18 protein-coding genes are annotated in these 13478 nt (G+C 34.6%); 2 read left to right on the top strand and 16 right to left on the bottom strand.

Annotated elements, in window-relative coordinates; genetic code table 11:
- Positions 1-493 precede the first annotated feature (493 nt).
- From I6N96_RS10920 to I6N96_RS10865, 12 genes are all read right to left on the bottom strand, one after another.
- Complete coding sequence (locus tag I6N96_RS10920; protein WP_209557578.1) at positions 494-982, bottom strand: hypothetical protein; 489 nt, start codon at positions 980-982, stop codon at positions 494-496.
- 23 nt (positions 983-1005) lie between these two features.
- Positions 1006-2322 carry a hypothetical protein gene (locus tag I6N96_RS10915; protein ID WP_209557577.1) on the bottom strand — a complete coding sequence of 439 codons (1317 nt, stop codon included), beginning with the start codon at positions 2320-2322 and terminating at the stop codon, positions 1006-1008.
- A gap of 139 nt (positions 2323-2461) precedes the next feature.
- Entirely contained in the window at positions 2462-2752 is a 291-nt protein-coding gene (locus tag I6N96_RS10910) for a hypothetical protein (protein WP_209557576.1), read from the bottom strand.
- 56 nt (positions 2753-2808) lie between these two features.
- The gene (locus I6N96_RS10905; RefSeq protein WP_209557575.1) at positions 2809-3327 is read right to left on the bottom strand and encodes a hypothetical protein; all 519 of its coding nucleotides are present in this window, start codon (positions 3325-3327) and stop codon (positions 2809-2811) included.
- A gap of 170 nt (positions 3328-3497) precedes the next feature.
- Positions 3498-3863 carry a hypothetical protein gene (locus tag I6N96_RS10900; RefSeq protein ID WP_209557574.1) on the bottom strand — a complete coding sequence of 122 codons (366 nt, stop codon included), beginning with the start codon at positions 3861-3863 and terminating at the stop codon, positions 3498-3500.
- Positions 3860-4225 (bottom strand): hypothetical protein, encoded by a 366-nt coding sequence (locus tag I6N96_RS10895; protein ID WP_209557573.1) that lies wholly within the window; start codon positions 4223-4225, stop codon positions 3860-3862. The genes I6N96_RS10900 and I6N96_RS10895 overlap by 4 nt, the downstream gene beginning before the upstream one ends.
- A 137-nt stretch (positions 4226-4362) precedes the next feature.
- Entirely contained in the window at positions 4363-4731 is a 369-nt protein-coding gene (locus I6N96_RS10890) for a hypothetical protein (RefSeq protein ID WP_209557572.1), read from the bottom strand.
- 21 nt (positions 4732-4752) lie between these two features.
- A complete protein-coding gene (locus tag I6N96_RS10885) occupies positions 4753-6150 on the bottom strand; it encodes a hypothetical protein (protein ID WP_209557571.1) in 1398 nt (465 codons plus the stop codon).
- A complete protein-coding gene (locus tag I6N96_RS10880) occupies positions 6140-6517 on the bottom strand; it encodes a DUF3958 family protein (RefSeq protein ID WP_209557570.1) in 378 nt (125 codons plus the stop codon). The genes I6N96_RS10885 and I6N96_RS10880 overlap by 11 nt, the downstream gene beginning before the upstream one ends.
- A complete protein-coding gene (locus tag I6N96_RS10875) occupies positions 6517-6822 on the bottom strand; it encodes a TIGR04197 family type VII secretion effector (protein ID WP_209557569.1) in 306 nt (101 codons plus the stop codon). Before I6N96_RS10875 ends, I6N96_RS10880 begins: the two co-directional genes overlap by 1 nt.
- A gap of 484 nt (positions 6823-7306) precedes the next feature.
- Positions 7307-7807: a hypothetical protein gene (locus I6N96_RS10870; RefSeq protein ID WP_209557568.1), complete on the bottom strand. Its 501-nt coding sequence runs from the start codon at positions 7805-7807 to the stop codon at positions 7307-7309.
- 97 nt (positions 7808-7904) lie between these two features.
- Positions 7905-8204 (bottom strand): T6SS immunity protein Tdi1 domain-containing protein, encoded by a 300-nt coding sequence (locus I6N96_RS10865; protein ID WP_209557567.1) that lies wholly within the window; start codon positions 8202-8204, stop codon positions 7905-7907.
- A 128-nt stretch (positions 8205-8332) separates the two neighbouring features.
- On the opposite strand from I6N96_RS10865, the gene I6N96_RS10860 reads away from it, so the two are divergent.
- Complete coding sequence (locus I6N96_RS10860) at positions 8333-8977, top strand: histidine phosphatase family protein (RefSeq protein ID WP_209557566.1); 645 nt, start codon at positions 8333-8335, stop codon at positions 8975-8977.
- Positions 8978-9239: 262 nt separating this feature from the next.
- Here I6N96_RS10860 and I6N96_RS10855 read toward each other — a convergent pair whose 3' ends face one another.
- The 4 genes from I6N96_RS10855 to I6N96_RS10840 all read right to left on the bottom strand — a co-directional run bounded on the left by I6N96_RS10855 (position 9240) and on the right by I6N96_RS10840 (position 12317).
- Entirely contained in the window at positions 9240-9857 is a 618-nt protein-coding gene (locus tag I6N96_RS10855; RefSeq protein ID WP_209557565.1) for a hypothetical protein, read from the bottom strand.
- Between the two features lie 187 nt (positions 9858-10044).
- Positions 10045-10293, bottom strand: coding sequence for a hypothetical protein (locus I6N96_RS10850; protein ID WP_209557564.1), 249 nt, complete (start codon positions 10291-10293; stop codon positions 10045-10047).
- A 137-nt stretch (positions 10294-10430) separates the two neighbouring features.
- Positions 10431-11513, bottom strand: a complete 1083-nt coding sequence (locus I6N96_RS10845) for a hypothetical protein (protein WP_209557563.1) — start codon at positions 11511-11513, stop codon at positions 10431-10433.
- Positions 11514-11768: 255 nt separating this feature from the next.
- Entirely contained in the window at positions 11769-12317 is a 549-nt protein-coding gene (locus tag I6N96_RS10840; protein ID WP_209557562.1) for a DUF6707 family protein, read from the bottom strand.
- A 729-nt stretch (positions 12318-13046) separates the two neighbouring features.
- Between I6N96_RS10840 and I6N96_RS10830 the strand changes: the two genes are divergently transcribed.
- Complete coding sequence (locus I6N96_RS10830; RefSeq protein ID WP_209557560.1) at positions 13047-13325, top strand: hypothetical protein; 279 nt, start codon at positions 13047-13049, stop codon at positions 13323-13325.
- The last annotated feature ends 153 nt before the right edge of the window (positions 13326-13478 follow it).

Raw genomic sequence — 13478 nt, 5'->3', positions numbered from 1 at the left:
TATTTGTGCAACTAAGTGTCTTAGATTGAATAGTTCCGTTGACTGCAGTTGCCGTCAAACTGTCTGTACCTACACAGAATTATTTTTCACAGTAATATAGTATGATATGTTTACCACATCAGTAATAACTTTTGAAATATTGTATTTATCATTGGAAATCTTTAAGCTGCCTAGTAAATTTTCAACTGGTTTTTGGCTTTCTGCTGTTTCAATGATTGTTGCACATGAAAAACATAGACAAATGGATTGTGTTCAATTAAGAAAATTAGAAAAACATTGAATTAACAGCGTTTCTCTAGTCTAGTAACTTGCATCATACAAAATTGTCAAAATTCTGGCGGTACCTCATTTTATAATTTATAGAAGAAAAGTCGCTGAAATCATATCGATTCAAGCGACTCTTTTAATTTGATTACATAGGGTACGCCTTGAATAAGTCCTAGAGGAGTCCCTAGTCCCTATTTATATATTACTTGAAATTCCGATAGGGTTTTCAATCCCATGGTTCTTCTTGTACCTCTATTAAAGATACTTCTCTTAAACTTAAATTACTTGCCTCATCAAAAGTTAAGCATAATATCTCTTTATGTTTATTCTCAAAAATCTCAACAGACTCCCAGTTATCTAAATCTGTATCACTGATTCTCCCACCTAAATCTTTTGCTAGCTCTATTGCCAAAATATACATAGCTCGCTTATCTACTGTCAATATATCTATATGCTTTGAAACTATTTCTATGATATTATCACTTTTATGGTACTCTAGTTCGATTTCCTGAAATTGAAGTGGTGAACGAACTTTTTCCCATCTTTTATCATTTAGCCATTTATCCAAAGATAATGTTAAGTAGAAATTTTTTTTCAATGTTTCATCATTTCCAACATGAGATATCTCTAATTCTTTTCCATTCTTCTCCTTAAACCACATTTTTTCAGCTAATTCGCGATATCCCCACGATGTCTTATTTCCATTTGTTTCCACATATATTCTCATATTTTTCACCTCTAATTTGCTTTCAGCCAAACCCATGCTCGATAAATGTTATTTACCAATTCATCAAGCTTTCCTTTACTAATCCCTTTTTTTATACTTCTAGGTATCTGATTATAAATACTGGTACGATCTGTTATTTCTTCAACCTTTATCCTAAAATCTAAAGGAGATTTTTTACCGTGTCCAGTCTGGATCTGAATTTTATTTCCATCTGGCTCTGCATCTACCCTAATTTTCGATTTGTTGCCATCAACTCTACCTTCTATCGGCTTACCAAAAGTCTTACTAGTTATTTTCCCATTATTAGAAAATTGTACAAAATCTTTTAACGTAAGTGAATCAGCGACTATAGCAGTATTTCCTTCAATTGCTATACTACCAGAAATAGCAAGCGTACCATAAGAATTATCGTTGAATCGGACTAGTAGCCTGTTGCCTACTATTCCAACTACCTCACTTATGATTCTTTTTATACCGCCACTAAAAGTAACGACTGTCCCTACAAAAGAAACAAATTGACTGAATTTATCTTCGTCTATACGTTGTTTTAACAGATCAGCTAGCTCACTTTTCAAGAGATCATTATATACAATTGTTGCATCTTCATCAAAAATTCCATTAGTATAGACTTCGTATGTTGTCCCACCTAACGAATTTTTTCCTTCCTTGACTTCTAATTGTACATTTTTTCCTTTATTTTTCTCTCGTTCTTTCCATTTTTCTTGAACTGACTTTACCCAAGTCATATCCAACTTAGAAATATCAAATGTCCCGGAAGGAGCATTCCATGCGCCACCTTTGTCCAAAGCAGCAATCGCTGCCTCCAAGTTTGCTATATTTGCTTCTGCTTCAGAAAATACGCCAGCGGACTGGCTATTAAACTCATAAAACTTATCTAATCTCTCCTGCAACTTGTCAATGCTAGCCTGTGCCCGCATGCATGCCTGTTCCATCCGTTGATTTGGCTTCTCTAGTTTGTCTAATACTTCAAGATACGAATCTCTTAGTTGCTTTCCTTGCTGTATTTGGTCAAGCAGTCGATCTTCCTCTGTATCTCCGCCACCAACGAGTTCCTGATACTTGGCCGGATACTTTGTATGGGCTTCACTAAGTGATTCTCCAGCTAGGATCAATGCATTCGATAAAGGTGGATACACAACCATAAAATAATTCCTAGCCGAATCATACGTTTTACTTGATAGTGGTGCATTCAAAAAGTAATTCACACTATCCTTCAGTGTGCCGGCATGTTGAATATATTCATTGGCCAGGTTTACTGCCGCACTTGATTGCGCCTGAACTTCACCAACAAAATAACTAAGCCCCATCTTTCTTCTCCTTTTCATCCTCTTTACTCATAACAATGCGTTTTCTTTCCCATAATAGTTCATCTTCTGCTATAGATAATTGCTTTTCTTCCTGTTTTAGTTCCCCAGTAAACAAGTTCACCTACATGTAATTGTGAAATTAAAACAGATCTGGCCTTATTTGAGAAAAATAGTATGGTCTCTTTTCAATAAAATCAATAGCCTTATCCCCAGTATAGATAGTTGTTTTTCTTTCTTCATATCTTTCATTTTCTTTTCCATCAAAAGTTTTACCTCTTGATACCTTTACAACCTCAATAGTACTTCCATGGACACTCATTTCGAGTTGATAGCTTTCATGTTTGTTATAACCACTGTACGGTTCATAAACATGACTTATACCATCGAATTCTTCATTCTCTAATGCAATTAATACTTTCTTTCTATTCATTTTAAATCACTCCTTAATCATATTTATTTGGCTTCAAATTATCTCACCCATCGCAGCTATTGATCCTTTTTGAGAAGCAACCTTTTTTTAACTTTATTTATATATTCTTCTAATCGGTTAAATTCTTTAGCAAATCTTTCAGTAGTGAAATGAAACACTCCAGTGCTTGTGTAAATAACCAACTTAGAACTTTTCGATTTTGATCTGTAGCCCTCATGCGAGAAACTTACCTTTACTTTATCAATTTCGTTCATATCAACTGTCGTTACCTTATTGTTTATGCTGATTGTTAACCCATTTCCATTTGGCCGTCCAGTTATTAAAATATCCTTCTCAAATATTTTCTCATAGATTGTCCCAGTCAAGTAAAGTCCTATCGATACATGGATCGCTAATAGTACAGCTGCTACAGTTCTATTACTAATCACAATTCCATATTCGTTCATAATTTTTATTGCAAAAAACAGAATAATAATAATGGCCACCCAAGAAAAAATGTTTACTAACGTTTTATTAAAAACTGAATTTGAATATTTAAACTTCCCCTTCAAAAAAACTTTTGTACTCCCATTCATAGTGTTTCCCTTTCTACTGATCTTTTAGAATTTTATTATACAAGTCTTATCTATTTATCCTTTATCATATTTTTCAGTACATAATCTAACATAATAACTGAACTTTTCTTCTCCCACTTCAGCAATCAACCGCTCTCCAAACCCATGAATCTCTTCAGGATGAATGCCGATTATTTAATCGTCGTCATCACTGTAATAGTATCTAGTCTTTCAAGTGCCTGATCTAGCTCTTTCATTTCGAACATAGTTGCTAAGAACGAAACTTTTAAAAATAGACCATTATCAGTTTCTGCATAATCTTCTATTGCCTTCTTGATTAAAGTTTCTTCCAACTCTCGAACTACGATTAGTTGTTGAACCCAACCAGGATTGGAATACCCAGCTTCATTTAATCGCGTTTCAATATTTTTTGCTGTTGCCACAACTAATGTGTACTTATTTCCGTCATCTAATGTTACAAATACATCTATATTATCATCTGTTATATCTTCAATTTTATCCAAGGTTGTTAGATATTCAATGTTTACTACTTTCATTCAACTTCTCCACCATTATGCATCAGACGCCTTCTTTCAAGTGCTGCATCCAACTCTTTCATTTCAAATCCTGTAGCCAAGTTAGATACTTTTAAAAACATCCCATCTTCGTCTTCAGCATATGCCTCAACAGCAATTTTTATAAGTTCTTCACTCAGCTCTTCAACAATAATCAATTGTTGTACACAGCCTGGTTCAGAGTATCTTTTTTCATTCATTAATGTTCCTACATTTTTTAGCGTAGATACTACCAATGTATAGGTATAACCATCATCCAATGTAACAAAAATATCTATATTATCATCCGTTAAATCTTCAATTTTATCTAAGGCTGTTGGGTATTCAATTTTTGCTACTTCCATTAAATTATTCCCCCATTTACTTAGAATATTCAGATATATCGCAAAATTTCGTATGACTGTTATGGAACCTCTACTATCCTAATAAAAAATTCTTTATCGATACAAATTCCCCATAGGCGCTCGAAATCTTAGAAATATCAAACCTCTCCGTTAAGAAGTTTTTGATTAGATAAATTAATTCTTTCCATTTTATCTTGCAGATACTCTTTATCAAGTCCTGTTACTAAAAAAGTTACTTTTAACCAGTATGCATCATCCTCAGCATATGCTTCGATTGCTTTTCTAATTAAAGTTTCCTCTAATTTTTCAACAACAATCAATTGCTGAACCCATCCAGGTGTCGAATACCCATTTTCTTTCATGTACATTTCTATGTTTTTAGCTGTTGATACAACAATTGTACATGTGAACCCATCTTCTAAATCTACAAATACATCTATGTTATCATTTGTAATATCTTCAATTTTATCCAATGTTGTTGGATATCGAATTGCTTTTATTTTCATAATAATATCTCCAGTACTATTCTATTTATACAAGTCCATTAATATTTTTATTACTACATCTTCATTATCTTTGTTTGCTTTTCCTAATATTTCGATTACCCCATCCACTTCTCGGAAAAATACGCGTGCTCCATTATCTCCCCTAAGATAACATATATCCTTAAATAAGTTTTTGTTCCCTTTTCCAGGATTCGTATTTCCTTTCGCTAATTGCTCAATCAAATGATCTGCTTCTCTTTGTGTACTTTGATTCTTTCCCATTTCTTCTGCACATTTTTTCAATCTCGTATTCTCATCAATCTTCGACACAATTTTTGGACCACCATCGCTTGGTGTTTGTCCCCAGTTGATTGCACTGATCGATACTCCTGTCAATAATTCTGAGATCCCTACTGATACAGTGACTAATGCTTCTGATATCACCGCACCATCTGCTCGAACAAGCAGTTGTGTCGCTTCTCCTGTTGCTGCATTTACTCCGTAACCAATAGCCAAGCCATTGCCTAAATTCACCAATCCATTAACAATAAACTTCGTGCCATCAACTATAAAAAATGCACTGGTAACAAGGGTATAGACTTTTCCTATCGGGCTATTCTGAAGCTTTTGATACTCTGATAATCGGAACTCCGCCATCAAGCCTGCCAGTTCTGTTGTCAGTTTTGAATCGAGCTTGCCATTTTTATAGACAAAGTAGCTTGGGTTGCCGAATTCATCAACAGTGACCTCTACATCGTAGTTAACATTTCCACTACTTAACGCCTCTGCCAATGTTGTTGCATCTCTTTTATCTTGACGTCTCTTCCATGCCTCATTCACTGGTCTAACCCAAGTCATATCCAATTTTGTCATATCAAACGTACCAGAAACAGGATTCCAAGCACCACCTTTACTTAACGCCGCTATTGCTCGTTCCAAGTTATCCAAATTAGTTTCTGCATCAGAGAACAGCGCAGGCGAAATACTATTGAATAAATAAAAGTCTTCTAGCCTCTCCTGCAGCTTGTTAATGCTGGCCTGTGCCCGCATGCATGCCTGTTCCATCCGTTGATTTGGCTTCTCTAGTTTGTCTAATACTTCAAGATACGAATCTCTTAGTTGCTTTCCCTGCTGTATTTGGTCAAGCAGTCGATCTTCCTCCGTATCTCCGCCACCAACGAGTTCCTGATACTTGGCCGGATAATTTGTATGGGCTTCACTAAGTGACTCTCCGGCTAGGATCAACGCATTCGATAACGGTGGATACACAGCCATAAAATAATTCCTAGCCGAATCATACGTTTTACTTGATAGTGGTGCATTCAAAAAGTGATTCACACTGTCCTTCAGTGTGCCGGCATGTTGAATATACTCATTTGCCAGTTTTACGGCTGAGCTTGACTGTGCTTGAACTTCACCAACAAAATAACTAAGCCCCATCTCTTTTCTCCTTTTCATCCTCTTTACTCATAACAATGCGTTTTCTTTCCCATAATAGTTCATCTTCTGCTATAGATAATTGCTTTTCTTCCTGCTTTAAGTCCTCGCGATCATTTTCTATTTCAATAAAATTTTGTCTGTGCAGAGTCTTGACCTCATCCTCTTCAGATAGAAAGTAATGTTGTAGTTCCTCATCCTCTGTTGTCTGAAGGATAATAGAAAGAAAGTCCTCGTGTTGCATCGATAAGCTCTGGCAATCTTGCTCCAGCTCTTCTAAACGCCACTGCTGTTTACGGTTCAGCTCTTGATTTATTTCCACCTTGGAAAGCTGCTGATTGACGTGTTCCTCTTCTGCTGTGATCTCCATCAAAAATTACCTGGTCCAGATAGAACTGATAACCCATCGAACCCCTTTCCTAATCTCTGATCGATTGCAGCGAACTCTTCGGCAACCGAGTGTATATTATTCCCATCTCTGGTTAATGCTCCTGATATCTGTTGACCAACAACACCAATCCGCTGAATTGTGCTTTGTGCATTGCTTTGGCCGGAGACATTGGTCTGCCCAGAACTAGCTGCCGGTACAGAAGCTCTGTTCAATGCACTCGCCGCTTGGCTGAATTTTTGCGAAGCTGCTCCGGCAACTGTTAGATTTGAATCTACACTACTCATTTGTCATTCACTCCTTTTTTATAGTTTAATTTAGCTGTCTATTCGTATCAAGAACTTTTGACAAAAAAATACCAGTCATTTGACTGATACTTCTTGATCACTATACTGCTTCAGATTGTTTTTCAACGTCTCTATTCAATAGCTCTACACAATGCTCTGGTAAAATTGCCTTAGCAAGTGCTGTACCTACCTGTGGAACGACCATATTTCCTATTCTTGCCAGTTGCTTTTACTTACTAAGTTTCTTACCTTTAAGATACTTATAATCCATCAAGACTTGTTAATGTGCTGAACACTGCTTCAGCAGCTTTCAATTCGGTTAACTCTTCATCGATATTTCTATGAGCATGATATATTTTGTATTTCTCACTAGTAAAATCATCATATGTTGCTGACGATTCAAGAGCGACAATCTTTTCGGCTTTGAGAACATGAAGCCTATAACGCTCTGGTTACTTCCATTTGAGAATGGTTGTCTCAAGTGTCAATCATTGAAATAGCTCTCTACCTTTTCTACTGATTCAACATTCTCATTAATAGAAAAATGAAAAGCCTCATTTCTTGAGTAGATACTCAGTTTCGTTTTTTCATCAACAGCATTGCTATGAATAGTTGTATTTCCAGTTACTTCACTTTCGATTTTAACTATCTCGCTTTTATCTATACGTCTTTCGTTTCCATTAATGATCAATGTTAAACCATTACCATTATCAATTATTTTTACCTCTTTTAAGAAAAGTTTTCTGTAGACTTTTTTTCCAATGAAAGTACCGACAAAATAACTAATTATTAAGAATACTACCGCTATTGCCGCTTCATAGTTATATAGCCCCATCAAAATCGCTCTATTTAGAATATTCGTAATAGCAACGTAAGAGATCATTAGCCAAAAAATTATGAATAATCCTACCAATCCTATACTCACTAACTTCGACTTTGAGTAATTAAATTTAGATTTCACAAGAACTCTTTCCTTACTTCCCATTTTTTCTCCTCCTATTAATTGCTTTTGATTTCGAATCACTCCAGCATTTCAGACTACTGATCATTTTGAGAAGCCCAATTATTTTCTGAAGCTATTTTTATTGCTTCATTCTCTTACCTAAAATTTTACATGTATTGTTTGAGTGTTTTACAATTAACAGTCCATTTGTAAAGTCAATGTCCACAAAAGAAATATTGTAATCTAGCTTACCAAACATTTGAGAATTTATTAAGACATGTTCCTTTAGTTTTACAACATCCAAGTGTTCTACATTCTCTATTCCACCTAATGGAAGTAGCGGAACAAATCCATAGTCTGTTGAATTTGAAGACAGCTCTATTTCAACACCGCCAAGTCGAAGAACAAAAGGTTTATATTCTCCTTCTAATATCCACATCCCGCCGTTACGCTTTTACTTTAGCGTTGTTCTGGGCGGGTGGTTCTGGTACAATGTTACTAATTTCTTGGTTCGACTATTGCCGATAAGGTGAAGCGATTACATAGGACTATTTCGGAGGATAAAACATGAATTCAACAGTTACTTTCTACGTTACTCGACATGGGGAAACATTACTTAACCATTTACATAAAGCACAAGGTTGGGTAGATTCCCCATTAACTGAAAGAGGAATCCAAACAGCCTCACAACTAGGACTGCAACTGAAAAATGTCCAATTTTCGGCTGCATTTTCCAGTGATACATCCAGAGCTTTACAGACTGGAAAAACCATATTAACTGCACAGGGGCAAAATGAACTGCAAGTTATTACTGATAAAAGGCTCCGTGAGTGGTGTTTGGGCTGCTGGGAAGCAGAAAATAATAACAAGTTTATTTCCAGTATGATGAATGAATTACAGATACAAAATGATTTTTCAGAACTTAATTTCCGTCTGCCGGAAGTTCATGAGATTATTTATAAATCCGACATAACAGGTATGGTTGAACCGTTTCAGATGATTACAGATAAATTGGAAAGTTTTCTCAAAGATACAGGTGATAATTTTATTCACTTGAATAATCCAAACGTCCTGATTGTTACTCATGCTTTTACTATTAAAACATTGATGTATTTGTTTTCAAAAGAAATGTTGCGAAAAAAACCTAAAATCAAAAATGTCGACATTATTACTATTAAATGGGATGGCAAAAGTTTTTCTATCCTTACATGATAAGCATAATACGCCTTTGCGGCTCAGGGCGATAATGCGAATTAAGAAAGGAACTGGAAATATGGCACAAGATGTTTACAACAGCCAATATGGAAATGTGAAATATATCGAAACGGATAATGTCGCACTACTTACATAGAAACAGAAATGCAGTTATGATCGTTTTTAAGAATCCGAACGATTTTCAGCTTTAGGAACTTTTACCGTTCACTTTTAGAAAAATTATTTCGGTAGATCCACTACTGTTGCCGGAGAATTTTCTCTAAGATTCCGAACGATCATTTTTGACGTACTCCGAAAACACATGTTTGTTTACTGTATCCGAATTATCAGCAACAAAATCATTCATTTCATGTTGAAATTTTATGATTTTATCCAGATTCATTTCTTTTTCATCTAAAACATCCACTTTTTCCATAAATATGAATCCTTCGCTCCCATTTTCTAATTTGTAATCAAATGGACATAGCGTAATAAGTCTATATTTACTTTCCGCTAATTCAAATTTCTCTTGAAAAATTTCTGAATTATCCAAACTAAATGTATTAATAAAGGGGGTTCCTTTGTTAAATCCAACCAAAACTATATTAATCCTCGCCATTGCATGTTGCCTGTACTTATCAAGACATTTTTCAATAAGCGTTAGAAGTAATTCTTTATTTAGAATACCTAACCCAATAACAACACCTGTTTCCTTAATTGCTGCTTTTATCAATTCAATAGGCGCTGTACCATTTCCTGTAAAGCCAACCAGAAAATTATTTACCTTGATTATCTTCTTGTAATCCTCTTGTACTGCCCTTTTATTGTTTCCTGTCACTTGTCCATCTGACATTATAGAAGCAAAATCTTTTGAAATAAATGCTGAAACAAAACTCAATATTTCTCCCTCCCGCTTACATTTTTGAGATATATGTTAACGCTAGCCTTTTTTTTTACTATCCATGGTACAATTTTTTCAAAAAAAAAACATTCATATTTCCATTGTACCTGAATTGTATTTCAATTCGGGTACTTTGTTTTTTCCTGTCAACGTATCTTTTAGAACTAAGTCATTCCGATTCCATCTAGTGATCCTTTTTAGGAAATGGAACTACTTCCAACTGATCCCAATTACCAACTTTCTTTTTTAGAGCATTCATTGCATTCTCAGCACGTTTTTTACTTGTGTAAGGTTTAGCTTCTGTTCGTCTATTCCAATCTATGAAAACTCCGTACACTTCACCTTGAACTTGGTAAGTTTCTCCAGTATAGTAGCTCAAATTCACACCGCCACCAACACCATAGATTTTATCTGTTCGTTCTATCATCCACATTCGTATGCTCCTTACTAATTGTTAATCAATGAAGCTTCAAGATCACATTTATTCCTGAAACTTTCTATTATTGTTTGTTTAGTCTGCTTTCTTGGTTCATGAAGAAAGACGCTCGTTCGCTTTATAAAGAAATATACTTATTGGTACCATGCAAGATACCCACCAACATGTCCATTAGAAGATGGGTTGCCGTATTGATTTTGGAAAACATTCGACGTTTGTTTGACCTGCTCTTTCGTACCATATTTCACGTGGATTGGGTACATTCTTTTATCATCAGTTTTATCAGGAGTACGAATCGTTTTATTAAAGGTATTGCGATAAAAATTTAACTCTGTATACGGCTTATTTTCATCCCCTGTGTGCGAGCCGATTGCAGTAGCAGAATAATTTCGGACAACCGTTTCCTTCGTCCCGTCAATATACCCCTGAGCTGAACGACCATCATAAGTGGTAAACAACGAATCCTTTAATATCACTTTTGTTGTCGATTCTTGAGTAGGCTGTATATTTTTGAAAAAAGATTTATCCTTCAAAGAGCCACCGAAAGCACCGTCAATTGATAGATCCAACTGAATCGCTTCTGCATAAAGATTATGAGGATTTTGCTCATATAAGTTTCTTAACTGTGTAGTACTGTATTCACTATGCCCATAGCCATAAGTTTTAATAGTGTCAAAATTGATGTTGGTACAACCCGCAAGATCAAACAGATGGTGCTCTTGCAAATGAGCATTTTTAAACACTAAATTTTTAAAATACCAATGTTGACCGTTTAGCATTTGACCGATAAATCCGCCTTTATTGTTGGTATTACTACTACCCAAAAAAGTACCATTTCTAATTGACTTCATATTTTCTTCTGTTCCACCACCATTAATTTTCAAATAAAAATTACTTTGGTTACTGATCGCAAAAACTGCTTCATTCAAATCAACATCTGCACCATTTGAAATACTTTCAAACCACCACTCTGTTGTTTTATCTTTCACAAAATACCATTTATTTGGAAATGTCAATGTTGATGTATTTCTAAAGGTCACTATATCGCCACTCAAATCAGTCCCTGTTGCATTTAAATATGCGTCCAAATCTTCCTGATTTACAATCGTTGCTCTAATGTTTTGACCGTTTGTTCCGCTATTGGTTATAGCTGCTTCACCCGTTTCTCCATAAATAAACACTAGCAATAACAAAACAAGCCCAAACCATTTTTTCATGATATACACTCTCCTTCTATATGATAATTAGAACATTCCAAAATAAATTATACTAACTTATTTGATTCTTTCATTTTTCAGTCTTCTTTCTGATCCTTTTTGAGAGTCCCATCCTATTCTTCCCGCTGATTATAAGTTTAATTTGTTTACGCAACATTCAACCCTTCAAACATTTGAGAGCCAATGTGTAAGGTATCAATTCATTATATCTAGCTAGAATCATAAAGAAGCAAAACTCCTCGTCCTAACTAGAACTTATCGTTCCACAGCCAATATGTCTACCATTTCTCTAATGATATCTTCAAATTTTTTATCTGAGATAGGAAATCCACCAGCTTCTCTGTATTGTATTGCTGCTTCAAGTTTTAGTAGTCTCCCTTGTCGTACATCAGCCTTCCAATTATTTTCCAAATTGTTTTTTATGGCGCTATCAATATCCTTTTCAAACCAATCAACTAAATTTTTGTATAATTCTGGACTTCTATGTTCATTTATTAAACGAATAATCTCTGCGCTATCTTTATTTCTTCCACGCAATCGCAATATTCTTGCTTTAATACATAAGGCACTATCAATATTTCCCCACAATGTATAGTCGCCGGTAAAGGGGACATCTTTAACAAGATCACATACTGAAATCGCTTGGTCGTAAAATTCATAAACATAAAGCCAAACCGCTAATTCCGTAATATTACCTAAATCTTTACTAGACTTAAAACTACATTTTTTTAATATCTTTTTACAGTTACGTTGAACACCTTTCTTGTCAATTGTATCGATAATATGGTTGATCAAATCGTTCATCATCAACTCTCCTTAATTTCAAACTTATATAATAGATTTTATCAAAAATATTGGTTCTTCTCACTTTCTTCTTTGTTAAATCGATTTTTCCTTTTTTCTATTGTCACATTTAGAAAATATGAATTAGTAATAACATTTTATACCATCACAACTATGTCGTTAATAAATCTGTAGCCCTCATTCCGATACCTCACTTTTTATTAACGAAACGATCAAATTTAATGTCCGATCCAGAGTTTAACCTTTTGATCCTAATTAAATTATTCTCGTTTTTAGAATAACTATCCTAGTAGAACAACAGCTGTTACCGAAGAATTTTCCCTAAGGTTCCGAACGATCCTTTTTGAGAACTTAATTTTTTTCAATGGCTTCTGCGATTCTTTCAAGTTCATAAACATAATTATGTTCATGGTATGTGAAAGATATATTAAAAAGTATTCCTCTTATTGTACTCAAGCTATTCAAAGAAAAATCAAATAGACTTTGAACTTCTGATACATAAACTGGATTTGACTTAATCAAGTTTTCTCTGCTAATACTATTTGAGATACGTTTGTCCAAATGAGCCAGATCTCTATTTCTAATTTTCTTTAAATGTGATATCGAAACTGAAAAGTAAGTTTTGATAACACAACTCCAATCAGCGACAATCACATTTCTTTACAAATAGTAATTTATACGTTACTATAAGATTGTTAAACAACTATATAGAAAGAAGGTATTAAGTTTATGAAAGCAAAAAAAATTATTATTAGTTTACTAGCTGTTCTAACAGTCTCTTTCATTTCTGGCATTGTCCCTTTGGAAAATAACCCATTTGGTGCTGAAACTGCTGAAGCAGCAAGTGCTCATTATTCAGAATGGGTTACAATAAATGGTATTGGTTGCCCTATTGGTTTTAAATCTGGTACAACATCTTGGGGTGCACCATACAGAATGTATTTGCAAAATTATTATCATCAGAATGGCAAAACATACGCTTACTATTCTGGATACTATTATTATTAAAGAATAAACTCTCTCTTGTTAAGCATTCAAGAGAGAGTTTTCCTTTATTATCTCTACTCTTCACTCTGCTTTTCTTATAAACCCTCGTTTTTGATACATGATATTTTATCAATAAGTCTCCCTTATCCACTTAATTCTAACAATTATACTTAG

Source organism: Enterococcus larvae, assembly GCF_017830045.1.
GTDB classification, from domain to species: Bacteria; Bacillota; Bacilli; order Lactobacillales; family Enterococcaceae; genus Enterococcus_L; species Enterococcus_L larvae.
This window is presented reverse-complemented; position numbering and strand designations above follow the sequence as displayed.

Bases quoted from the DNA above. Each gene is read 5' to 3' on its own strand.
- I6N96_RS10915 (WP_209557577.1), bottom strand. From the start codon at position 2,322: ATGGGGCTTAGTTATTTTGTTGGTGAAGTTCAGGCGCAATCAAGTGCG.
- I6N96_RS10910 (WP_209557576.1), bottom strand. From the start codon at position 2,752: ATGAATAGAAAGAAAGTATTAATTGCATTAGAGAATGAAGAATTCGAT.
- I6N96_RS10905 (WP_209557575.1), bottom strand. From the start codon at position 3,327: ATGAATGGGAGTACAAAAGTTTTTTTGAAGGGGAAGTTTAAATATTCA.
- I6N96_RS10900 (WP_209557574.1), bottom strand. From the start codon at position 3,863: ATGAAAGTAGTAAACATTGAATATCTAACAACCTTGGATAAAATTGAA.
- I6N96_RS10895 (WP_209557573.1), bottom strand. From the start codon at position 4,225: ATGGAAGTAGCAAAAATTGAATACCCAACAGCCTTAGATAAAATTGAA.
- I6N96_RS10890 (WP_209557572.1), bottom strand. From the start codon at position 4,731: ATGAAAATAAAAGCAATTCGATATCCAACAACATTGGATAAAATTGAA.
- I6N96_RS10885 (WP_209557571.1), bottom strand. From the start codon at position 6,150: ATGGGGCTTAGTTATTTTGTTGGTGAAGTTCAAGCACAGTCAAGCTCA.
- I6N96_RS10880 (WP_209557570.1), bottom strand. From the start codon at position 6,517: ATGGAGATCACAGCAGAAGAGGAACACGTCAATCAGCAGCTTTCCAAG.
- I6N96_RS10875 (WP_209557569.1), bottom strand. From the start codon at position 6,822: ATGAGTAGTGTAGATTCAAATCTAACAGTTGCCGGAGCAGCTTCGCAA.
- I6N96_RS10870 (WP_209557568.1), bottom strand. From the start codon at position 7,807: ATGGGAAGTAAGGAAAGAGTTCTTGTGAAATCTAAATTTAATTACTCA.
- I6N96_RS10865 (WP_209557567.1), bottom strand. From the start codon at position 8,204: ATGTGGATATTAGAAGGAGAATATAAACCTTTTGTTCTTCGACTTGGC.
- I6N96_RS10860 (WP_209557566.1), top strand. From the start codon at position 8,333: ATGAATTCAACAGTTACTTTCTACGTTACTCGACATGGGGAAACATTA.
- I6N96_RS10850 (WP_209557564.1), bottom strand. From the start codon at position 10,293: ATGTGGATGATAGAACGAACAGATAAAATCTATGGTGTTGGTGGCGGT.
- I6N96_RS10845 (WP_209557563.1), bottom strand. From the start codon at position 11,513: ATGAAAAAATGGTTTGGGCTTGTTTTGTTATTGCTAGTGTTTATTTAT.
- I6N96_RS10840 (WP_209557562.1), bottom strand. From the start codon at position 12,317: ATGAACGATTTGATCAACCATATTATCGATACAATTGACAAGAAAGGT.
- I6N96_RS10830 (WP_209557560.1), top strand. From the start codon at position 13,047: ATGAAAGCAAAAAAAATTATTATTAGTTTACTAGCTGTTCTAACAGTC.